Raw genomic sequence first — 21,287 nt, forward strand, 5'->3', positions numbered from 1 at the left:
TGCCTTTTTATCAGGTTAAAACGTATTTCAACCAGTTGCGCATCAGCGAGGGAAATGCGCGGTAAGGCTCAAGTATTAGCAACGCTTTGCGCGCTAACAATTGTCTAAATTAACAGACAAATTATGATATTTGGTTTTTTACTTTATTTGTGATGGGGAGCAAATAAGGCATGAAATAAAAAAGGCGAGGAATATATCCTCGCCTTTTTCTGGTGCTGATGGCGTTACTTGTTGAGTTCGGCCAGGCTCAGCCAGGTTTGCACCACGGTGTCCGGGTTCAGGGACAGGCTGTCAATCCCCTCTTCCATCAGCCATGCGGCAAAGTCTTCATGGTCAGACGGACCCTGACCGCAAATCCCGACATATTTACCCTGTTTCTTCGCCGCACGGATGGACATCGACAGCAGCGCTTTCACCGCCTCGTTACGCTCATCAAACAGTTCAGAGACCACGCCGGAGTCACGGTCAAGACCGAGCGTCAGCTGCGTCATGTCGTTCGAGCCGATAGAGAAGCCGTCGAAGTACTCCAGGAACTGCTCAGCCAGCAGGGCGTTGGACGGAATTTCACACATCATAATAATCTTCAGCCCGTTTTCGCCGCGCTTCAGACCCTGACGTGCCAGCTCCTCCACCACCGCTTTCGCCTGATCCACGGTACGCACGAACGGGATCATGATCTCAACGTTGGTCAGTCCCATGTCGTTGCGCACGCGCTTCACGGCATCACATTCCAGCGCGAAGCAGGCACGGAAGCTGTCGGAAACATAACGTCCGGCGCCACGGAAGCCGAGCATTGGGTTCTCTTCTTCTGGCTCGTAACGCTCACCCCCCACCAGATTCGCGTATTCGTTTGACTTAAAGTCGGACAGACGCACGATCACGCGCTTCGGATAAAACGCCGCGCCCAGCGTGGCAATCCCCTCGGTCAGACGACCGACGTAGAACTCTTTTGGCGAGTCGTAACCTTTCATCATCTCGCGGATTTCGTTCTGCAGCTTCGCGTCCTGGTCGTCAAATTCCAGCAGCGCGCGCGGGTGAACACCAATCATACGGTTGATGATAAATTCCAGACGCGCCAGGCCAACGCCTTCGTTCGGCAGGCAGGCAAAGTCAAACGCACGATCCGGGTTACCAACGTTCATCATGATCTTCAGCGGCAGATCCGGCATGGTATCAACGCTTGAACTCTTCACGCTGAAGTCGAGAATATCGGCATACACGTAACCGGTATCGCCTTCCGCACAGGAGACGGTCACTTTCTGATCGTCCTTCATGCGTTCGGTCGCATCACCGCAACCGACAACGGCAGGGATCCCCAGCTCACGGGCGATGATTGCCGCGTGGCAGGTACGGCCACCGCGATTGGTGACGATGGCCGCCGCTTTCTTCATGATCGGTTCCCAGTCCGGGTCGGTCATGTCGGTCACCAGCACATCGCCTGGCTGAATGCGGTTCATCTCGCTGATGTCATGGATCACTTTGACAGGACCGGCACCGATGCGATGACCAATCGCGCGGCCTTCCGCCACGATTTTGCCCTGTGCGTGCAGGGTATAACGCTCCATCACCTGACCACGGGAGCGGACAGTTTCCGGACGCGCCTGCACGATAAACAGCTTGCCGGTGTTGCCATCTTTGGCCCATTCGATATCCATCGGACGGCCGTAGTGTTTTTCGATCTGTACCGCCTGTTTCGCCAGCTCCTGCACTTCTGCATCGGTCAGGGAGAAACGGTCACGCATTTCCTGCGGTACGTCTTCAATCTTAACCTGCTTACCATGCTCCTGCGTCGGCGCATAGATCATGCGGATTTTTTTCGAGCCCATCGTGCGGCGAACGACCGCCGGACGGTTTGCGGCCAGCGTCGGCTTATGAACGTAGAATTCGTCAGGGTTCACCGCACCCTGTACTACCATCTCACCCAGACCCCACGCCGAGGTGATGAACACCACCTGGTCGAAGCCGGATTCGGTGTCGATGGAGAACATCACGCCGGAAGAGCCCACGTCGGAGCGCACCATGCGCTGTACGCCAGCAGAAAGCGCCACGCCGCGATGGTCATAGCCCTGGTGCACGCGGTAAGAGATGGCACGGTCATTGAACAGGGACGCGAAGACGTGCTTCACCGCCACCAGCACGGCGTCATAACCCTGGACGTTAAGGAAGGTTTCCTGCTGTCCGGCGAATGACGCATCGGGCATATCTTCCGCGGTGGCAGAAGAACGCACGGCAAACGACGCCTGGGCATCATCCGCTGAGAGCTGGTTGTAGGCTTCGTGAATGGCTTTTTCCAGTTCCGGCTGGAAAGGTGTGTCGATAATCCACTGGCGGATTTGGGCACCGGCTTTCGCAAGCTCGGTCACATCATCAATATCCGTTTTATCCAGCAGGTCATAAATGCGCTGGTTTACACCGCTCTGGTCTAAAAACAGGTTAAAGGCATCGGCGGTTGTGGCAAACCCGTTCGGTACGGAGACACCCATACCCGACAGGTTTGTAATCATTTCACCCAGGGAGGCATTTTTGCCCCCAACTCTGTCTACATCATTCATGCCGAGTTGGTTATACCAAAGCACCAGCGGTGACGAGCCATTGTTGGACATCGAAACAATCCTTTTGTGATATTTGATCGGAGTAAGAAACACCTGACTACGTATTTATACTGGCATAATTATTTCCGCTAAAAAAACGGTGAATCGTGTAAGCAATTTAAATTTTCAACTTTTCGGATACTTTCCCACCATCCGCTAACCCGATGATTCCTATATATTCAGCCAAAAACCCTAAAAATAAAGTCGCTAATTGAAAAATGAAATCCACTTTTCAGGAAAATCAAAAACACCGTTTCATTTATAATTAGGATAAGTTCTTTGCTGTGTAATTTACTTTTTTAATTTATGCTTTCAGACAATTACGTACGATATTCAGGGTGGGTAAAATGGATAATGCTGTCGATCGCCACGTTTTTTATATTTCTGATGGTACGGCGATTACCGCCGAAGTGCTGGGACATGCGGTGATGTCGCAGTTCCCGGTTTCGATTAACAGCATCACGCTGCCGTTTGTGGAAAATGAGAGCCGTGCAAAGGCGGTGAAGGACCAGATTGACGCCATCTTCCAGCAGACGGGGGTCCGCCCGCTGGTCTTCTACTCCATCGTGATCCCTGAAATTCGCGCGATTATTTTGCAAAGTGAAGGGTTCTGTCAGGATATCGTCCAGGCGCTGGTGGCCCCGCTGCAGAGCGAACTGAAACTCGATCCGACGCCTATCGCCCACCGAACGCACGGGCTGAACCCCGGCAACCTGACCAAATACGATGCGCGTATCGCCGCCATTGATTACACCCTGGCGCACGACGACGGTATTTCGCTGCGTAACCTCGACCAGGCGCAGGTGATACTGCTGGGCGTCTCGCGTTGCGGGAAAACCCCGACCAGCCTTTACCTGGCGATGCAGTTCGGTATCCGCGCCGCCAACTACCCCTTTATTGCTGACGACATGGACAATCTGGTGCTGCCAGCCGCCCTTAAGCCGCTCCAGCACAAGCTGTTTGGCCTGACCATCAACCCGGAACGGCTGGCGGCAATACGTGAAGAACGGCGTGAGAACAGCCGCTACGCCTCAATGCGCCAGTGTCGAATGGAGGTTTCCGAGGTGGAAGCGCTGTACCGCAAAAACCAGATCCCGTGGCTAAACAGCACTAACTATTCGGTAGAAGAGATCGCCACCAAAATCCTCGATATCATGGGACTCAACCGCCGCATGTACTAACATGCTAGTACAATAACTCAGAATCGGGTATCATCACCACATCCTCGGCGCGCAGACGCGCCGAACTTGAATTCAGCAGGGATTGGTTTAAGGTGATGCCCATCACTTCCCGGTAGTCTGCCGATGAAGCAAAAATTTTTCTGAGACATTTCATGAATAAAACCGATGAACTCCGCACTGCGCGCATTGACAGCCTGGTCACACCGGCTGAACTGGCACAGCGGCATCCTGTTTCCGCGGGTGTAGCGGAACATGTCACGGCATCCCGCCGTCGCATTGAAAAAATCCTTAATGGCGAAGACAAACGTCTTCTGGTGGTGATTGGCCCTTGCTCCATCCACGATCTGGATGCCGCAATGGATTACGCAAAACGGCTTCAGGGACTGCGGGACAAGTACCAGCATCGCCTTGAAATTGTCATGCGCACCTACTTTGAAAAACCGCGCACCGTCGTGGGCTGGAAAGGGCTGATTTCCGACCCGGACCTGAACGGCAGCTACCGTGTTAATTATGGTATTGAGCTGGCGCGTAAACTGCTTTTGCAGGTCAATGAGCTGGGCGTACCGACGGCCACCGAGTTTCTCGATATGGTGACCGGACAGTTTATCGCCGATCTAATCAGCTGGGGCGCTATCGGTGCGCGCACCACGGAAAGCCAGATCCACCGTGAGATGGCCTCTGCCCTCTCCTGCCCGGTTGGTTTTAAAAACGGTACCGATGGCAACACGCGAATTGCCGTTGACGCGATCCGCGCATCGCGTGCCAGCCATATGTTCCTGTCGCCGGATAAGCGCGGTCAGATGACCATTTATCAGACCAGCGGCAACCCATACGGGCATATCATCATGCGTGGCGGGAAAAAGCCTAATTACCACGCGCAAGATATTGCTGCGGCGTGTGAAACGCTGGCCGAGTTCGACCTGCCGGAACACCTGGTGGTGGATTTCAGCCACGGCAATTGCCAGAAACAGCATCGCCGCCAGCTGGATGTGTGTGATGAGATCTGCCAGCAGATCGTCAGCGGTTCAACCGCCATCGCGGGCATTATGGCCGAAAGTTTTATCCGGGAAGGCACGCAAAAAATCGTAGCCGGACAGCCAATGGTTTACGGCCAGTCGATCACCGACCCGTGCCTGAGCTGGGAAGACAGCGAACTGCTGCTGGAGAAACTGGCGGCAGCGGTCGATTCACGTTTTTAGTCCTTGCCTTTTACCCTCTCCTGCGGGAGAGGGTCTACGTTCGCGCACGGCCACATCCTCTTCTGTTTTGATCCCATCACAGTTTTTTCACAAAAACGCTTGCCGTGAATTTTCACTTTGTTGATAATGATTATCATTGTTACATTGATTGTTATTTATAAACATTATGTCACGTACGGATAACAACGCGGCAACGCCCGAAAACACACACACAGCACCTGCCCCAGCGCGCACCGATCGTCGGATCGACAGTAAAAGCCTGCTGGGGGACGAGGGACGCGTGATCATCGAGCATGACGGCCAGCTTTATCTGTTGCGCCAGACCCATGCCGGGAAGCTGATCCTCACCAAATAAATACCACAATACCTTCGCCAGCCACCCAGGTGATCCCCAGGCAGCCAGCGCTTTCGATTCTTTATGGAGAGTTGCTATGCCACACCTGCATTCCGCATTTTTGCGCCCGTCCTGCCTTGCGCTATCCGTTGTCAGCGCCCTGCCGGGCGTCACGTTTGCGGCCACAGATGACATGACCGTTATCGCCACCGGCAACGCCCGCAGCGCCTTCGAAGCCCCGATGATGGTCAGCGTGATTGACACCGCGGCCCCGGAAAACCAGACCGCCAGCTCGGCCGTCGACCTGCTGCGCTACGTCCCAGGCCTGATGCTTGACGGCACCGGGCGCACCAACGGTCAGGACGTCAACCTGCGCGGTTACGACCGCCGCGGCGTGCTGGTGCTGGTGGATGGCGTGCGCCAGGGGACCGACACTGGCCACCTGAACAGCACGTTCCTCGACCCGGCTCTGATTAAACGTATCGAAGTGGTTCGCGGCCCGTCAGCCTTACTGTACGGCAGCGGCGCGCTGGGGGGCGTGATCGCGTATGACACCGCCGATGCAAATGACCTGCTGGAACCGGGAAAAAACAGCGGCTACCGCGTGTTTGGTACGGGCGCGACGGGCGATCACAGTCTGGGCATGGGGGCCAGCGCTTACGGGCGTACCGAAACCCTGGACGGACTGGTTGCCTGGTCGAGCCGCGATCGCGGCGATCTGCGCCAGAGCGACGGTGGAACAGCACCGAATGACGAATCCATCAACAACATGCTGGCAAAAGGCCGCTGGGCCATCGACCCGGCCCAGACGCTGAGCGGATCCCTGCGCTATTACAATAACGCGGCGCAGGAGCCAAAAAACCCGCAAACCCCCGCCGCAGACGCCAGCAGCAATCCCATGACCGATCGCTCCACCATTCAGCGAGACGCTCAGCTGGGCTATCACCTGGCTCCCCAGGGCAACGACTGGCTGAATGCCGATGCGAAACTCTACTGGTCTGAAGCGCGCATTAACGCCCAGAACATTGACGGCACCGGCGAGTTTCGCAAGCAGACCACCCAAGGTGGCAAAGTGGAAAACCGCACCCGTCTGTTCAGCGACACGTTTGCCTCACATCTTCTGACCTATGGCGGCGAATACTACCGTCAGGAGCAACATCCGGGGGGCACCACCACCGGCTTCCCGGAGGCTAAAATCGATTTCAGCTCCGGCTGGCTGCAGGACGAGATCACCCTGCGCGACCTGCCGGTCACGCTTCTCGGCGGTACCCGTTACGATAATTACCGCGGGAGCAGTGAAGGATACGACGATGTGAACGCGGACAGATGGTCCTCCCGTGCCGGACTGACCGTCAGCCCGACCGACTGGCTGATGCTGTTCGGCTCTTACGCACAGGCCTTCCGTGCGCCGACCATGGGTGAAATGTATAACGACGCCAAACACTTCTCCATCGGCCGCTTTTACACTAACTACTGGGTACCGAACCCGAACCTGCGTCCGGAAACCAATGAAACGCAGGAATTTGGCTTCGGACTGCGCTTTGACAACGTCATGCTTGCTAACGATGCGCTGGAGTTCAAGGCCAGCTACTTCGACACCAAAGCCAAAGACTACATCTCCACCAGCGTCGATTTTGCGGCTGCGACCACCATGTCCATGAACGTTCCCCACGCCAAAATCTGGGGCTGGGACGTGATGGCGAAATACACGGCCGACCTGTTCAACCTCGACGTCGCCTATAACCGCACCCGGGGAAAAGATACCGATACGGGCGAGTATATCTCCAGCATCAACCCGGATACCGTCACCAGCAAGCTGGATATCCCGGTGGCGCAAAGCGGTTTCTCCGTCGGCTGGATCGGCACCTTCGTCGATCGCTCAACCCATATCAGCAGTAGTTACAGCGAACAGCCTGGCTATGCGGTTAACGATTTCTACGTAAGCTATAAAGGCCAGGAGCAGCTCAAAGGGGTAACCACGACGCTGGTGCTGGGTAACGCGTTCGACAAGGCGTACTGGTCTCCTCAGGGCATTCCTCAGGACGGACGCAACGGTAAGATTTTTGTGAGTTACCAGTGGTAATCCCCACGCCCCGGCCTGCCGGGGCCCTTATTCGAAAGGAAGAGACAATGAATCACTACACACGCTGGCTTGCGCTGAAAGAAGAAAACCCGGGTCAATACGCACGTGACATCGCAGGCTTAATGAACATCAGCGAAGCAGAGCTGACCTTCGCCCGCGTGGGCCACGACGCCTGGCGCCTGCACGGCGACATCCGCGAAATCATCGGCGCGCTGGAAGCCGTGGGCGAGACCAAATGCATCTGTCGTAACGACTATGCAGTTCACGAGCAGGTGGGCGCGTTTACGCATCAACACCTTAGCGGCCACGCCGTGCTGGTACTGAATCCGCGGGCGCTGGATCTGCGCCTGTTTCTCAACCAGTGGGCGAGCGCGTTCCACATCAGTGAAACCACCGCCCGCGGTGAGCGGCAGAGCATTCAGTTCTTCGACCTTCAGGGCGATGCCCTGCTGAAAGTTTACACGACCGATAACACCGATATTTCTGCCTGGGGCGACCTGCTTACGCGCTTTATCTTTGCCGATAATCCGCCACTGGCGCTGAAGCATGCCGATGTCCCTGCCCACAACGAAAAGGCTGATGCCGCCCTCGTTGATCAGGAGTGGCGCGCCATGACCGACGTGCATCAGTTCTTCGGCCTGCTGAAGCGCCACAATCTGAGCCGTCAGCAGGCGTTTCGTCTGGTGGGTGACGATCTGGCCTGCAGGGTAGACAACACCGCTCTGGCACAGCTGCTGGAAACGGTCCGCCTGGAGGGGAATGAAATGATGATCTTCGTCGGCAACCGCGGCTGCGTGCAGATCTTTACCGGCGTGGTGGAAAACGTCGTCCCGATGAAAGGCTGGCTCAACATCTTCAACCCAACCTTTACCCTGCATCTGCGGGATACGTCCATCGCCGAAACATGGGTGACGCGTAAACCCACCGCTGACGGGCACGTCACCAGCCTGGAGCTCTTCGCCGCCGACGGGACGCAAATCGCTCAACTGTACGGTCAACGCAGCGAAGGTGAACCAGAGCAGCGTCAGTGGCGCAGCCAGGTCGACGCCCTGACCCGAAAAGGGCTGGCCGCATGAAAAAATGGCTCGCCCTGCTCTGCGCCCTGCCGCTGGTGACGTTCGCGGCCACACCGCAGAAAATTGTCGCCCTGGGGGGTGACGTGACTGAGATTGTTTATGCCCTTGGCGCGGGATCGTCACTGGTTGCCCGCGACAGCACCAGCCAGTGGCCGCAGGCGGCGAACGCCCTGCCCGACGTCGGCTATTTGCGCCAGCTTAACGCGGAGGGGATCTTATCCATGCGCCCGACACTGGTGCTGGCCAGTGCTCAGGCACAGCCCTCGCTGGCGTTAAAACAGGTCGAGCAAAGTCAGGTCAGTGTCGTCACCGTTCCCGGCAGTCATGACCTGAGCGTGATTGACGACAAGGTGCGAGTCATTGCCGAAGCGACGCATCGCGAAGCACAGGGGGACGCATTGCGCGCTACGCTGCGCCAGGCGCTGGCAGCCCTGCCCACCTCGCCACTCGACAAACGGGTGCTGTTTATCCTCAACCACGGCGGGATGACCGCGATGGCTGCCGGACAACAGACCGCCGCGGATGCAGCCATTCGCGCAGCGGGTTTGCAAAACGCGATGCAGGGCTTTACCCGTTATCAGCCGCTGTCCCAGGAAGGCGTGATTGCCAGCCAGCCTGACCTTGTGGTGATTTCGCAAGATGGCGTAAAGGCATTGGGTGGCGAAGCGAATGTGTGGACACTTCCCGGCCTGGCGCAAACGCCGGCGGGACGGAACAGGCAGGTGCTGGCCATCGACGATATGGCGCTGCTGGGCTTTAGCGTGCGCACGCCGCAGGCCATACAGCAATTGCGCACCCGGGCGGAGCAACTGCCCTGATGTCCAGACGGATCGCGTTGTCGCTGTGGATGCTGGCCGCCATCCTGACGGTCATGACGCTGGCGGCCTCCGGGGCTGGCGCACTGCATCTGCCGGTCAGTCTGCTGTGGCGCGGCAGTGATGAAACCCTGCGTCAGATCTGGCTAACCATTCGTCTCCCCCGGGTCCTGCTGGCGCTGGTCACCGGCGGCTCGCTGGCGCTGGCAGGCTGCGTAATGCAGGGGCTTTTTCGTAATCCGCTGGCGGATCCGGGGCTGCTTGGGATCAGCAGCGGCGCGGCGCTGGCCGTGGCGCTGTGGGTGGTTATTCCCCTCTCGCTCCCCGCGCTGATGATGCTTTACGCTCCCATGATCGCGGCATTTGGGGGTGCGCTGGCGGCCACTTTCGTCATTTTCGTCCTAAGCCAGCAGCGTAACAGCACACTTTCACGGCTGTTACTGGTAGGCATTGCCCTCAATGCCCTGTGCGGTGCGGCAGTCGGCGTGCTGTCATGGCTCAGCAATGATGCCCAGCTTCGCCAGCTCTCCCTCTGGGGCATGGGCAGCCTGGGTCAGGCACAGTGGTCTACGCTGCTGGCCGTCACCTCGCTGATGGTGCCAGGCGTTCTGATTATCTGGCGTCTTGCCTGCGCGCTCAATTTACTGCAGCTGGGTGAAGAAGAAGCGCACTACCTTGGCGTGGCGGTAGTGAAGGTACAGCGGATCCTGTTGCTGTGCAGCGCCTTACTGGTTGCCGCCGCGGTTGCCGTCAGCGGGGTGATTGGTTTTGTCGGTCTGGTGGTGCCGCACCTGATACGGATGTGGCTGGGCGCCGATCACCGGGCCGTGATCCCTGGCTCCGTACTGGCCGGGGCGTCGCTGCTGCTGGTTGCCGATACGGTGGCGCGCACGCTGGTCGCGCCGGCTGAAATGCCGGTCGGTTTACTGACCAGTCTCTTCGGCGCGCCGTGGTTCCTGTGGCTCATTTTTCGTCGTGGAGGCGCACATGGCTGAACGCTACTGCGCGGAACGTCTTGTTTATCAGGTCGGGCAACGGACGCTTATCAACGACGTGTCGCTGGCGTTATCTCCGGGGGAAATGGTGGCGTTGATTGGGCCTAACGGTGCCGGAAAATCGACGTTACTGCGCCTGCTCACGGGCTATCTCACGCCTTCTGGCGGGCAATGCAGCCTGGCGGGTACGCCGCTTGAGGCGTGGCACCCGCAAAAGCTTTCACGCCGCCGGGCAGTGATGCGCCAGAATACGCAGCTCGGTTTCGACTGGCCGGTCGACGCGGTGGTGGGTATGGGCCGCGCGCCCTGGACGCGTTACCCGGAAGCCCCGGTTGTCGAAGCCGTAATGGCGATAACGGGCTGCCTGCCCCTCGCAGACCGACACTTTTCGGCCCTCTCCGGTGGCGAGCAACAACGGATCCAGCTCGCCCGCGCCCTGGCGCAGCTCTGGCATGACGGCGGTCCGCGCGGCTGGCTGTTTCTCGATGAACCCACTTCCGCGCTGGATCTTTACCACCAGCAGCATCTGCTGCGGCTGTTGAAATCCCTGACCCGTCAGGGCGATTTTCACGTGTGCGTGGTGCTGCACGACCTTAATCTGGCAGCGCTGTGGGCGGACCGGATCCTGCTGCTGCATAACGGCACGCTGGTTTCTCAGGGCACGCCGGAAACGGTTTTACAGGCCGATGCGCTGGCCCGGTGGTATGGCGCGCAGGTATACGTTGGCCCACATCCGGTTCACGCCTCGCCGCAGGTGTTTCTTGCCCCCTGACCGGGCTGATAAAAATCTTTCAGCGTCTCAAGCAGGGCATGCGCCGCTTTTGAAAGCTGCGTGTGCCCGGGGTGGATCACGCCGATGCATTTTTCAATCGGCGGGTTATCGAGTGGAATACAGACCGCCCCTAACGAGGTCATCTGCGCCTCACACAGTGCCGGGACCGCACTGCCGCCCAGGCCGCTGGCGACCATTCTGCCCACCGTCACCAGCTGATGGCTCTCCAGCGCCACATCCAGTTTACGACCGCTGCGGGCCAGCTCCTCTTCCATCATCAGACGAACGGCCGAAGGGCGCTGCAGGGTAATGAAATCCAGCGTCAGTAGCGCCTCCCATGAAAGGCGTTTTTTGGCTGCCAGAGCGGACGATTTCGGCACAATGGCGACAAATCGATCGAGACCCAGCGGCGTAAAAAGCAGGTTATGGGTCGGCGCCGGTTCAAACGCGATCCCCATTTCGACCCGCCCTTCCCGCACCATTTCAATTACCTGCTCGTTGATAACATCGTGCACGGTGACGTTGATCCCGGCGTGGCGATCGCGAAACGCCTTGAGCACCTCCGGCAGGACATTCGCCGCAAATGACGGCATCGCCGCGACTGAGATTTTGCCGCGCTGCAGCGTAAAGCACTGATGCATGGCCTCTTCGGCGTTATCCCAGTCTGCCAGCAGCTGCCGCGCCATCGGTAAAAAGGTCTCCCCCTCCTGCGTCAGCGCCACCTTGCGGGTGCTGCGCTGCAACAGCGGTCCCCCCAGCGCCTCCTCCAGACCCTTGATCGTCAGGCTGAGCGCCGGCTGGGAAAGATTCAGCCGTTCACTGGCATGCGCGAAATTCAGAGTGTGAGCTACCGCTAAAAACGCGCGTAACTGTTTGACACTCATTCTCATTTTTCACCTTGTTAACTAATTGAAAAAATTTAGTTAACAAGAAATTAATAAAAAAACCAAATGAGTGGGTCACAAATTCAAAATTAACAAATGAGTCGCCGCCCCTAATGATACCGGCACGGATAACGGGAGGGATGATTATGGCGGGACTGGATAAGCGCGTCGGCAGCTATGCGCAGGCGCTGGACGGGCTGACGGACGGAATGACATTGCTGGCGGGCGGCTTCGGCCTGTGCGGCATTCCTGAGAACCTGATTGCCGAAGTCAGACGCCGTCAGGTGCAGGGGCTGACGGTGGTTTCAAACAACTGCGGCGTCGATGGTTTTGGTCTCGGGATACTCCTTGAGACGCGCCAGGTACGAAAAGTGGTGGCGTCGTACGTGGGCGAAAACGCGCTGTTCGAGCAACAGGTGTTGAGCGGCGAGCTGGAAGTGGAACTCACCCCACAGGGAACCCTGGCAGAAAAGGTTCGCGCTGGCGGAGCGGGTATTCCGGCGTTTTACACGGCCACCGGCTATGGCACCCCCGTGGCTGCTGGCAAGGAAGTTCGCCAGTTTGCCGGCAAGCATTATGTCCTCGAAGAGGCCATCACCGGCGATTTTGCGCTGATCAAGGGCTGGAAAGCGGACTGGTACGGCAACGTTATCTATCGCCATACCGCGCAAAACTTTAACCCGCTGATGGCCACCGCGGGCCGGATAACGGTAGTGGAAGTGGAAGAGATCGTCGCCCCGGGCGAACTGCCCCCGTCGGCCATTCATACCCCGGGGATCTACGTCGACAGGCTGATTGTCGGCCAGTTCGAGAAACGCATTGAACAGCGCACGCTGCGCGCAGAGGGAGTCTGAAGATGTTAACCCGTGAACAGATGGCCATGCGCGTTGCCCGAGAACTGCGCGACGGTTACTACGTCAACCTGGGGATAGGGATCCCGACCCTTGTGGCGAACTATATTCCGGCGGGAATGGACGTGATGCTCCAGTCTGAAAACGGCCTGCTGGGGATGGGAGCCTTTCCGGATGAGCAGAGCCTTGACGCCGACATGATCAACGCCGGTAAGCAGACCGTCACCGCGAGGATCGGTGCCGCCATTTTCGACTCGGCCCAGTCGTTCGCCATGATCCGGGGCGGTCATGTTGACCTGACCGTACTCGGGGCGTTCGAAGTGGATGTCGAAGGCAACATCGCCTCGTGGATGATCCCGGGCAAGATGGTGAAAGGGATGGGAGGCGCGATGGATCTGGTCGCCGGGGCGCAGAACATCATTGTGGTGATGACCCATGCCGCAAAAAACGGAGAGTCAAAACTGCTGCCGCGCTGCACGCTGCCGTTGACCGGCGCTGGCTGCATCCGTCGGGTGTTAACCGACCTTGCGTTGCTGGAGATTGAAGACGGCGCGTTCATTCTGCGGGAATACGCCCCCGGCGTCAGTATTGACGACATCGTCAGTAAAACAGCCGGGAAAATCATCGTGGCGGACGACGTGCGCGAGATGCGCTTCAACTGAGGAGTGAACATGAATGAGGTCATGATTGTCGGGGCCACGCGAACCCCTGTAGGCAGTTTTCGCGGATCGCTCTCCTCCCTTTCCGCGGTTGAACTGGGTGCCGTAGCGGTTCGTCGCCTGCTTGAGAACAGCCAGCTGTGCGCAGATCAGGTAGACGAACTGATTTTCGGTCAGGTGCTGACGGCAGGGTGCGGACAAAACCCCGCCCGTCAGACCGCTCTCACGGCCGGATTGCCCGTCAGTACCCCCGCGACAACCGTCAATCTGGTGTGCGGTGCTGGTTTAAAAGCGGTGCAGCTCGCCGCGCAGGCTATCCGCTGCGGCGATGCCGACGTGGTTATCGCTGGCGGCCAGGAGAGCATGAGCAATGCCCCTTACCTGCTGGACGGAGCGCGGTCAGGGTTGCGTTTTGGTCATACAGGGTTGCAGGACAGCATGATAACGGATGGCCTGTGGGACGCATTTAACGATTATCACATGGGCATCACCGCGGAAAACGTTGCCCGACAGTATGGCATCTCCCGCGAGCAGCAGGACGCTTTTGCCGCCCGGTCGCAGCAAAAAGCGGCGTCGGCCATTGCGCGCGGTCTGTTTAACGCGGAGATGGCTCCGGTCACGGTGAGCGAGGGTAAAAAGCCGCCGCGCCTGGTCAGTAGTGATGAACAACCCCGGCCGGGAACCACCGCTGAGCAACTCGCTCAGTTGCGCCCTGCCTTTCGTCGTGAAGATGGAACGGTCACGGCGGGTAATGCCTCAACCCTGAACGATGGTGCCGCCGCGGTACTGTTGATGAGCGGTGAAAAAGCGCGTGAAAGCGGATTACCGATCCTGGGACGGGTCGTGAGTTATGCCGTGACCGGCGTTGATCCATCGGTGATGGGCATCGGGCCGGTCAGCGCCTGCCAGACGGCTCTGGCCCGGGCAGGCTGGGCGCTGGATGAAGTGGACGTCATTGAAGCAAATGAAGCCTTTGCCGCGCAGGCGCTGGCCGTTGGCAAACTGCTCGGCTGGGATGAACGTAAGGTGAACGTAAACGGTGGTGCGATTGCGCTTGGCCACCCCATCGGCGCCTCTGGCTGTCGGATCCTCGTCACGCTGCTGCATGAGATGCAACGCCGCGACGCGAAAAAAGGGCTCGTCACCCTGTGTGTGGGAGGCGGGCAAGGCATTGCATTAACCCTTGCGCGCTAACCGCGCCCGGACATCTCGTTGGTACCCGAATATAACAATGATAGTGAGGAGTCATAATGAGTGTGTTGATTGCCCTGGCGGCGCTGGCATTGCTGATGCTCGCGGCCTATCGCGGATACAGCGTTATTCTGTTTGCCCCCATCGCGGCGCTGGGTGCCGTGCTGCTGACCGACCCGGGGGCCGTCGGCCCGACGTTTACCGGTCTGTTTATGGAAAAGATGGTCGGCTTCGTCAAGCTCTACTTCCCGGTGTTCCTGCTGGGTGCCGTGTTTGGCAAGCTGATTGAACTTTCCGGTTTCTCACGCGCTATCGTCGCTGCAGCGATCCAGATCCTCGGGCGCCGCCATGCGATTCCGGTCATTGTGCTGGTGTGTGCATTGTTAACGTACGGCGGCGTTTCGCTCTTCGTGGTGGCGTTTGCCGTCTATCCTTTTGCCGCCGAACTGTTCCGCCAGAGCGGCATCCCCAAACGTCTTATCCCGGCGACCGTGGCTCTGGGTGCGTTCTCGTTTACCATGGACGCCCTGCCCGGTACGCCGCAGATCCAGAACATTATCCCCACCAGCTTCTTTGGCACTAACGCCTGGGCCGCCCCGTGGCTTGGGCTGATTGGCTCGCTGTTTATCCTCTGTTTTGGCCTGCTCTGGCTGGAGCGTCAGCGGCGAAAGGCGCTCAACAACAATGAGGGTTACGGTTCCGATCTGAAAAATGAACCTGAAACGCCGGACAACATTAATCTGCCCCATCCGCTGATCGCCATTTCCCCTCTGCTGCTGGTCGGGATCCTCAACCTGCTGTTTACCCGCTGGATCCCCGGCTGGTACGGGACGTACCATGAGCTTACCCTGCCCGGGCTGGCGAAGCCGATTGTCACCGAGGTCAGCAAAATCACCGCCATCTGGGCCGTGGAAGCGGCGCTGATCGCGGGTATTGTCATGGTACTGCTTTTTGGATTTCGCAATATCCGGGGACGGCTGGCAGAAGGCAGCCGGACGGCGGTCAGCGGCGCCATTCTGGCGGCAATGAATACCGCATCTGAATACGGTTTCGGGGCGGTGATCGCTGCGCTGCCCGGTTTTCTGGTCTTATCCAAAGCGCTCGCCGCTATCCCGAACCCGTTGCTCAACGAAGCCATCAGCGTGACCGTGCTTGCCGGGATCACCGGTTCGGCGTCGGGCGGGATGAGCATCGCCCTTGCGGCCATGGCCGATACGTTTGTCGCGGCCGCCCACGCAGCCAATATCCCTCTGGAGGTTCTCCACCGCGTGGCCTCGATGGCCAGCGGCGGCATGGATACGCTTCCCCATAACGGGGCCGTGATTACGTTGCTTGCCATTACGGGTCTGAGCCATCGTCAGGCGTATGGCGGCATTTTCGCTATCACCCTCATCAAAAGTCTGGCGGTGCTTTTTGTCATTGCCGTGTTCTATCTCACCGGCATTGTGTAAGGAGAATAAAATGAATCTGAACGGTAAAACCGCACTGGTGACCGGCTCGACCAGCGGTATTGGACTTGGGATCGCTGGCGTGCTGGCGAAGGCTGGCGCGCAGTTGATTCTTAACGGTTTCGGCGACAGTGAATCGGCGAGAGACGAAATCGCGAAACGGGGTAAAACGCCGGGCTATCACGATGCGGACCTGCGTGACGTCCAGCAGATTGAAGCCATGATGCATTACGCCGAAACCCGGTATGGCGGAGTCGATATTCTGATCAACAACGCCGGTATACAGCACGTCGCACCTGTTGATGCGTTCCCGGTGGAGAAATGGAACGACATTATCGCCATCAACCTCTCTTCCGTCTTTCACACCAGCCGGCTGGCGCTGCCTGCGATGCAGGCGAAAAACTGGGGGCGCATCATTAATATCGCCTCCGTGCATGGGTTGGTCGCGTCGAAAGAGAAATCCGCCTATGTTGCCGCCAAGCATGGCGTGGTGGGCTTTACCAAATCCCTGGCGCTGGAGACCGCCCGCACCGGTATTACCGCCAATGCCATCTGCCCGGGCTGGGTGCTGACCCCGCTGGTGCAGCAGCAAATCGACAGACGTATTGCCGATGGCGTCGCACCGGATGTCGCTCGTGAGCAACTGCTGGCAGAGAAACAGCCCGCCGGTGAGTTTGTTACGCCGGAACAACTAGGCGAGCTGGCGTTGTTTTTGTGCAGTGACAGCGCCGTACAGGTCCGCGGCGCCGCCTGGAATATGGATGGCGGATGGGTCGCACAGTGACCGCGGTATCGGCATAAAAAAACCTGGCACCGCAAGGTGTCAGGTTTTGTCCGCCCGGGCTAGCTCGAACAGCTCACTTCCAGGCGTTTTCCCCAGTCCGGCGGACGGCTGACATAGTCGTCATCACGGTCAGCAAACGGCGTACGCAGAGCCACATGCAGGCGATGTAGTTCGTCATACTCCCCCTGCTCTGCCTGTTCAATGGCCCGCTGCGCCAGCCAGTTGCGCAACACCATCGCCGGGTTCGCCGCGTTCATTTGTGCCTGCCGGGTTGCGTCGTCGACTTGCTCTTGCTGCAACCGCGCACGGTAAAGCGCAAACCAGTCGTCAAAGCCCTGCCTGTCAATGAACTCGTCGCGCAGCGGTGAGGCACTACTGTGTTGCTCAGTCTGGCTCAGCATCCGGAAGGTGCGGGTGTAATCGCTGCCTTCACGTTCCATGAGTGCAAACAGAGCGTTCAGGATGTCGTTATCGCCCCTCTCCTGCGTCACCAGCCCCAGCTTGTTGCGCATCAACGCGCCGTATTCGCGCAGTAAAATGTCCTGGTAGCTGTCGAGCGCATCATTCAGGGCATCAACGTCGATAAACGGCGACAGAGTTTGCGCAAGGCGCTGCAGGTTCCACAGGCCAACAGCCGGCTGATTGTCGAAACTGTAACGTCCCTGATAGTCAGAATGGTTGCAGATGTACCCCGGCTGATAGTCATCAAGGAAGCCAAACGGACCGTAATCAAAGGTCAACCCGAGAAGCGACATGTTGTCCGTGTTCATCACCCCATGGGCAAACCCGACCGTCTGCCAGCGGGCAATCATGGTTGCGGTAAGGGCTACCACATCGCGGAACCAGAGAATGTACTTATCGGCCTCGTCCTGGAAATGAGACCAGTGATGACGAATGGCATAATCCGCAAGCTGGCGGACTTTTTCCGGCTCACGACGATAATAAAAGTGTTCAAAGTGGCCAAAACGCAGATGGCTTTGCGCAACGCGCATGAGCATCGCCCCTTTTTCCATCGTTTCACGCGCCACCGGGGTGTCACTGGTTACAATCGACAGTGCGCGGGTGGTGGGGATCCCCAGCGCATGCATCGCTTCTGAGGCCAGACATTCGCGAATAGTCGAACGCAATACCGCGCGCCCGTCGCCCATTCGCGAGTAAGGGGTCAGGCCGGCCCCCTTCAGGTGCCAGTCCACCGTCTCCCCGTTGGGCAGCCGTTGTTCGCCCAGCAGGATCCCCCGGCCATCGCCCAGTTGTCCTGCCCAGACGCCAAACTGATGTCCGCTATAGACCTGAGCCAGAGGCTGCATACCGGCAAGCAGCGCTTCGCCTCCCCAGACGCCAGCGCCGTCGGAGGGCTGAAACATCTCAGGTGGAACAGCCAGCTCATCTGCCAGCCGATCGTTATGCCAGATAAGACGGGAATTTTGTAACGGTGTGGGTTTGAGTGCGGTATAAAAACCCGGCAACTCGTCATGCCAATGAGCAGTAAAAGACAGGGTCATAGGTCCTCCTGCTTTTAGTGTAGAGGGTTTACCCGGACTTAAACACGGGCGAAAGAGAGGGTTATCACTGAACGAGCGTGGTGACGTGCTCTGCAGAGACGGCTGGCCAGAGCGCCCCCTGCATTGCGCCAAAGTTAAAGGACAAGACGCGCTGCAATAAACCGTGGTCATCAATGCCGCCGACGAGCACGGACTGACAGTGAGGCGTTATTTGCCAGAGGATTGCGCGCATAAAAGGCTCAAAAGAGAGTTCAGAAGCACGCTGCTGGATAAATCCCTTGTCGAGAATGACCCGTTTAAACAATCCATCATAAACGGCTTTCAACGACGCTGCGCCTGCGCCAAAGTTTGCCAGCACCAGCGGAAAATGGATTGCCATTCTCGCCAGTTGCAGATCGTCCTTCCCGTTATTTAAACCTGGATAATTCTCATTAACAGTAAACTCAAGAAACGGATAACGCTCAAGTATTGAAACAGCGTTCCCATTACTTAATAAAAATTCAACAATTACAGGTGTAATATTGATCCATGCAATTAACTGATGCTGAATAAAAAACAGTTTACAGGTATCAAGCAATTGCAATTTCTCGTTAAACAACGCTAACTCTTCTTCAGCCGAAAGCCGCGGGATAACGAGTTCGGTGGGGATCCGAACGTGGGTACCGACGCCAGTAAAGTTAACCAGAACCTCTAAACCTTTAAGCTCGCCGGCGCTATTACGGGCAGGCAGAAGCATCAGTTCAGACTGGTAAGCATTATCTAGCGTAATAATCATTGCACTCGCCCCGCATTAAAGATGAGAGAGGACATCCTGGAGCAATTGCCGACACAATTCCACTGTCTTGATTTTAATAAGATTAATTTCATTAGTTCCGTATTATTTTTCAGATTTATCCCTGAATCTAAAATAATCTTATCCTGGTTGCTCAGTAATAGCCAGTTTTAGATAAAACAGACACCTGAGGAGATAAGTCATTTTTCGTAAATTTAACTTTAAACCTCTTATTTGAGAAAAAATGGCATGATTTATTAGTTATCATGCCATCATAAGAGACTGCTCTTTGACAGACTAAATACGTCGTGCCTGCCAGAAGTTTTTACGCCAGTAAACATTATCGAGCGACGAGCGCATCACCCCACGACTGGTCGAGGCGTGAATAAACTGATTATCGGTATCATAAATACCGACGTGAAGCCCACTGTCACCCGAGCCGGTTTTGAAAAAAACCAGGTCGCCGGGCAGCAAATCATCTTTATCGATTTCCGTGCCAATTTCCGCCTGTTTGCGCGTTTCGCGCGGAAGCTGTAAATCAAACTTATCGCGAAACGTCATCAGAACAAAGCCAGAACAATCCACGCCCCCACGGCTCATGCCGCCATAGCGATAGGGCGTGCCGCGCCAGTTGCTCAGCTGATCGTTAAGGCTGGCAATGACGGTAATAGAATCTGAAAGCCGCGGGTTAGGCGGCGGCGCACGATGGCTACTGCATCCCGCAAGAAATAACGCGGCCATCAGGAGAAACCAGAATCGCATTTTCAGACGAATCCTCTGCTTTTTTTTGTTCTTTTCGTAATTTAGCGTGCAACGGCGTTAACAGGCAAGAAACGGTTACGCCTGCGCGGTAGAAATCAGCATCTTATGCCCTTCTATATCCAGCCTGCGGAAAGACATATTGTACGCGCGGGCAAGATTTGGCGGCGTCAATACCGCATCGCGCGTGCCGCTGGCAATCATCTTTCCTCGCGCCAACAGCCACACCCGATGGGCGTGACGCAGCGTATGGTTCAGGTCATGACTGCTCATGACCACGCCGATCCCTTTTCTGCTCAGGGAGCTTAACAGGGTGTCCAGCGCGGCCTGCTGTGCCACATCCAGACCGCTCATCGGTTCATCCAGAAGCAGCAGTCTGCCATGTGGATTGCCGGCCGGGTGAATCTGCAAAATGACGGCCGCCAGACGCACGCGCTGCCACTCGCCCCCCGAAAGCTGGCTGGCATGCCGGGACAGTTTATCTTCTAGCCCTAATCCCGCCGCCACCTCCGTGAGCAGCGACGTATGCTGTTTATCGTGCAGATGCAGCATCAGGTAGTGCCAGACGGGCATCGCAAAGGGCGGGACCTGCTGCTGCACCAGATAGCTGCGCCTGTGCGCCAGTGAGACTGGCGACCAGTCAGCAAGGTTATGCTCCAGCAGGGTTATCTCCCCCGCGCCGGCGGTCAGCCCCGCCATGCGCGCCAGTAAGGTGCTCTTTCCTGCGCCGTTCGGCCCGACAAGATGCAGGATTTCGCCTGCATTGATGGCACCGGTTATCGGCTCCAGACGCCCCGTATCGGCGACGTCCGTGAGCTGCATCAGCAACGTCATTATTTCGCCAGCGCCAGCTTGATAGACTCCATCACAATCGGATCTTCAGGCGTCATGTCCGGTGAAAAACGCTGCACCACCTGTCCGTCACGACCAATAAGGAATTTTTCAAAATTCCACAGGATATCGTCCGGATAGAGCGGCGCGCGTCCTTTACTGGCCATGCGCTCATAAAAACCGCTGCCTTCCGGCGCAACGGCGGTCGGCGCGGCCGCCACCAGCTTCGCATACAGGGGATGGCGATGTTCACCGTTAACGTCGATTTTGCTGAACATCGGGAACGTCACACCGTAGGTGGTGCTGCAAAACGTTTTGATTTCGTCTTCGCTGCCCGGCTCCTGGCCCAGGAACTGGTTGCACGGGAAGCCCAGCACGGTGAAACCGTCTTTCTCCCAGGCTTTTTGAATGTTTTCCAGCTGCTCGTACTGTGGCGTCAGGCCACATTTGGAGGCCACATTCACGATGAGCAGCACGTTGCCTTTATAGCTTTCCAGCGTGGTTTTCTCACCCTCAATGGTGGTCACTTCGGTATTCAAAATATCAGACTGCATAGCATT

General features: G+C 57.4%; 20 protein-coding genes. 13 read left to right on the forward strand and 7 right to left on the reverse strand.

The features are described from left to right. Nucleotides 1-224: 224 nt before the first annotated feature. Complete coding sequence (gene ppsA / locus F8561_RS15405; RefSeq protein WP_020884386.1) at nt 225-2,603, reverse strand: phosphoenolpyruvate synthase; 2,379 nt, start codon at nt 2,601-2,603, stop codon at nt 225-227. 335 nt (nt 2,604-2,938) lie between these two features. Between ppsA and ppsR the strand changes: the two genes are divergently transcribed. The 8 genes from ppsR to F8561_RS15445 all read left to right on the forward strand — a co-directional run bounded on the left by ppsR (nt 2,939) and on the right by F8561_RS15445 (nt 11,046). Beyond that, the gene (ppsR, locus tag F8561_RS15410) at nt 2,939-3,772 is read left to right on the forward strand and encodes a posphoenolpyruvate synthetase regulatory kinase/phosphorylase PpsR (protein ID WP_020884387.1); all 834 of its coding nucleotides are present in this window, start codon (nt 2,939-2,941) and stop codon (nt 3,770-3,772) included. 152 nt (nt 3,773-3,924) lie between these two features. Continuing rightward, on the forward strand, nt 3,925-4,971 hold the full coding sequence (aroH, locus tag F8561_RS15415) for a 3-deoxy-7-phosphoheptulonate synthase AroH (protein WP_025204385.1): 1,047 nt from the start codon (nt 3,925-3,927) through the stop codon (nt 4,969-4,971). Between the two features lie 166 nt (nt 4,972-5,137). Beyond that, nucleotides 5,138-5,326, forward strand: coding sequence for a hemin uptake protein HemP (gene hemP / locus F8561_RS15420; RefSeq protein ID WP_020884389.1), 189 nt, complete (start codon nt 5,138-5,140; stop codon nt 5,324-5,326). Between the two features lie 76 nt (nt 5,327-5,402). Beyond that, complete coding sequence (locus F8561_RS15425; protein WP_151887669.1) at nt 5,403-7,388, forward strand: TonB-dependent hemoglobin/transferrin/lactoferrin family receptor; 1,986 nt, start codon at nt 5,403-5,405, stop codon at nt 7,386-7,388. A 47-nt stretch (nt 7,389-7,435) separates the two neighbouring features. Further along, nucleotides 7,436-8,464, forward strand: a complete 1,029-nt coding sequence (locus tag F8561_RS15430; protein ID WP_151887670.1) for a hemin-degrading factor — start codon at nt 7,436-7,438, stop codon at nt 8,462-8,464. Beyond that, nucleotides 8,461-9,282: a heme/hemin ABC transporter substrate-binding protein gene (locus F8561_RS15435; protein ID WP_086532645.1), complete on the forward strand. Its 822-nt coding sequence runs from the start codon at nt 8,461-8,463 to the stop codon at nt 9,280-9,282. Before F8561_RS15430 ends, F8561_RS15435 begins: the two co-directional genes overlap by 4 nt. Continuing rightward, nucleotides 9,282-10,274 (forward strand): FecCD family ABC transporter permease, encoded by a 993-nt coding sequence (locus F8561_RS15440; protein ID WP_150343749.1) that lies wholly within the window; start codon nt 9,282-9,284, stop codon nt 10,272-10,274. The genes F8561_RS15435 and F8561_RS15440 overlap by 1 nt, the downstream gene beginning before the upstream one ends. Next, the gene (locus tag F8561_RS15445) at nt 10,267-11,046 is read left to right on the forward strand and encodes a heme ABC transporter ATP-binding protein (protein ID WP_020884394.1); all 780 of its coding nucleotides are present in this window, start codon (nt 10,267-10,269) and stop codon (nt 11,044-11,046) included. Before F8561_RS15440 ends, F8561_RS15445 begins: the two co-directional genes overlap by 8 nt. Here the strand turns inward: F8561_RS15445 and F8561_RS15450 are convergent. Further along, on the reverse strand, nt 11,013-11,936 hold the full coding sequence (locus tag F8561_RS15450) for a LysR family transcriptional regulator (protein WP_020884395.1): 924 nt from the start codon (nt 11,934-11,936) through the stop codon (nt 11,013-11,015). The genes F8561_RS15445 and F8561_RS15450 overlap by 34 nt on opposite strands. 140 nt (nt 11,937-12,076) lie before the next feature. Between F8561_RS15450 and F8561_RS15455 the strand changes: the two genes are divergently transcribed. The 5 genes from F8561_RS15455 to F8561_RS15475 are packed head-to-tail and all read left to right on the forward strand — an operon-like array spanning nt 12,077 to nt 16,863. Next, complete coding sequence (locus tag F8561_RS15455) at nt 12,077-12,784, forward strand: CoA transferase subunit A (protein WP_032677981.1); 708 nt, start codon at nt 12,077-12,079, stop codon at nt 12,782-12,784. A gap of 2 nt (nt 12,785-12,786) precedes the next feature. Beyond that, nucleotides 12,787-13,443, forward strand: a complete 657-nt coding sequence (locus tag F8561_RS15460) for a CoA transferase subunit B (protein WP_014169704.1) — start codon at nt 12,787-12,789, stop codon at nt 13,441-13,443. 9 nt (nt 13,444-13,452) lie between these two features. Further along, entirely contained in the window at nt 13,453-14,634 is a 1,182-nt protein-coding gene (locus F8561_RS15465; RefSeq protein ID WP_151887671.1) for an acetyl-CoA C-acetyltransferase, read from the forward strand. Nucleotides 14,635-14,687: 53 nt separating this feature from the next. Next, nucleotides 14,688-16,082, forward strand: coding sequence for a GntP family permease (locus tag F8561_RS15470; RefSeq protein WP_217193212.1), 1,395 nt, complete (start codon nt 14,688-14,690; stop codon nt 16,080-16,082). Nucleotides 16,083-16,092: 10 nt separating this feature from the next. Then, nucleotides 16,093-16,863 (forward strand): 3-hydroxybutyrate dehydrogenase, encoded by a 771-nt coding sequence (locus F8561_RS15475; RefSeq protein ID WP_032681201.1) that lies wholly within the window; start codon nt 16,093-16,095, stop codon nt 16,861-16,863. A gap of 59 nt (nt 16,864-16,922) precedes the next feature. On the opposite strand, the gene selO is transcribed toward F8561_RS15475, so the two are convergent. From selO to F8561_RS15500, 5 genes are all read right to left on the reverse strand, one after another. Continuing rightward, a complete protein-coding gene (selO, locus tag F8561_RS15480; RefSeq protein WP_049022629.1) occupies nt 16,923-18,365 on the reverse strand; it encodes a protein adenylyltransferase SelO in 1,443 nt (480 codons plus the stop codon). 64 nt (nt 18,366-18,429) lie between these two features. Further along, nucleotides 18,430-19,140 carry an EAL domain-containing protein gene (locus tag F8561_RS15485; RefSeq protein ID WP_020884402.1) on the reverse strand — a complete coding sequence of 237 codons (711 nt, stop codon included), beginning with the start codon at nt 19,138-19,140 and terminating at the stop codon, nt 18,430-18,432. 294 nt (nt 19,141-19,434) lie between these two features. Continuing rightward, entirely contained in the window at nt 19,435-19,899 is a 465-nt protein-coding gene (locus tag F8561_RS15490) for an NlpC/P60 family protein (protein WP_020884403.1), read from the reverse strand. Nucleotides 19,900-19,974: 75 nt separating this feature from the next. Then, a complete protein-coding gene (btuD, locus tag F8561_RS15495; RefSeq protein WP_020884404.1) occupies nt 19,975-20,730 on the reverse strand; it encodes a vitamin B12 ABC transporter ATP-binding protein BtuD in 756 nt (251 codons plus the stop codon). Further along, nucleotides 20,730-21,281 carry a glutathione peroxidase gene (locus tag F8561_RS15500; RefSeq protein ID WP_014169696.1) on the reverse strand — a complete coding sequence of 184 codons (552 nt, stop codon included), beginning with the start codon at nt 21,279-21,281 and terminating at the stop codon, nt 20,730-20,732. Before F8561_RS15500 ends, btuD begins: the two co-directional genes overlap by 1 nt. Nucleotides 21,282-21,287: the final 6 nt, after the last annotated feature.

The organism is Enterobacter sp. 198 (assembly GCF_009025585.1).
GTDB classification, from domain to species: Bacteria; Pseudomonadota; Gammaproteobacteria; order Enterobacterales; family Enterobacteriaceae; genus Enterobacter; species Enterobacter ludwigii.

What these genes read in the sequence shown, in the direction of transcription:
- ppsA (WP_020884386.1), bottom strand. Translation starts at nt 2,603, where the DNA reads ATGTCCAACAATGGCTCGTCACCGCTGGTGCTTTGGTATAACCAACTC.
- ppsR (WP_020884387.1), top strand. Translation starts at nt 2,939, where the DNA reads ATGGATAATGCTGTCGATCGCCACGTTTTTTATATTTCTGATGGTACG.
- aroH (WP_025204385.1), top strand. Translation starts at nt 3,925, where the DNA reads ATGAATAAAACCGATGAACTCCGCACTGCGCGCATTGACAGCCTGGTC.
- hemP (WP_020884389.1), top strand. Translation starts at nt 5,138, where the DNA reads ATGTCACGTACGGATAACAACGCGGCAACGCCCGAAAACACACACACA.
- F8561_RS15425 (WP_151887669.1), top strand. Translation starts at nt 5,403, where the DNA reads ATGCCACACCTGCATTCCGCATTTTTGCGCCCGTCCTGCCTTGCGCTA.
- F8561_RS15430 (WP_151887670.1), top strand. Translation starts at nt 7,436, where the DNA reads ATGAATCACTACACACGCTGGCTTGCGCTGAAAGAAGAAAACCCGGGT.
- F8561_RS15435 (WP_086532645.1), top strand. Translation starts at nt 8,461, where the DNA reads ATGAAAAAATGGCTCGCCCTGCTCTGCGCCCTGCCGCTGGTGACGTTC.
- F8561_RS15440 (WP_150343749.1), top strand. Translation starts at nt 9,282, where the DNA reads ATGTCCAGACGGATCGCGTTGTCGCTGTGGATGCTGGCCGCCATCCTG.
- F8561_RS15445 (WP_020884394.1), top strand. Translation starts at nt 10,267, where the DNA reads ATGGCTGAACGCTACTGCGCGGAACGTCTTGTTTATCAGGTCGGGCAA.
- F8561_RS15450 (WP_020884395.1), bottom strand. Translation starts at nt 11,936, where the DNA reads ATGAGAATGAGTGTCAAACAGTTACGCGCGTTTTTAGCGGTAGCTCAC.
- F8561_RS15455 (WP_032677981.1), top strand. Translation starts at nt 12,077, where the DNA reads ATGGCGGGACTGGATAAGCGCGTCGGCAGCTATGCGCAGGCGCTGGAC.
- F8561_RS15460 (WP_014169704.1), top strand. Translation starts at nt 12,787, where the DNA reads ATGTTAACCCGTGAACAGATGGCCATGCGCGTTGCCCGAGAACTGCGC.
- F8561_RS15465 (WP_151887671.1), top strand. Translation starts at nt 13,453, where the DNA reads ATGAATGAGGTCATGATTGTCGGGGCCACGCGAACCCCTGTAGGCAGT.
- F8561_RS15475 (WP_032681201.1), top strand. Translation starts at nt 16,093, where the DNA reads ATGAATCTGAACGGTAAAACCGCACTGGTGACCGGCTCGACCAGCGGT.
- selO (WP_049022629.1), bottom strand. Translation starts at nt 18,365, where the DNA reads ATGACCCTGTCTTTTACTGCTCATTGGCATGACGAGTTGCCGGGTTTT.
- F8561_RS15485 (WP_020884402.1), bottom strand. Translation starts at nt 19,140, where the DNA reads ATGATTATTACGCTAGATAATGCTTACCAGTCTGAACTGATGCTTCTG.
- F8561_RS15490 (WP_020884403.1), bottom strand. Translation starts at nt 19,899, where the DNA reads ATGCGATTCTGGTTTCTCCTGATGGCCGCGTTATTTCTTGCGGGATGC.
- btuD (WP_020884404.1), bottom strand. Translation starts at nt 20,730, where the DNA reads ATGACGTTGCTGATGCAGCTCACGGACGTCGCCGATACGGGGCGTCTG.
- F8561_RS15500 (WP_014169696.1), bottom strand. Translation starts at nt 21,281, where the DNA reads ATGCAGTCTGATATTTTGAATACCGAAGTGACCACCATTGAGGGTGAG.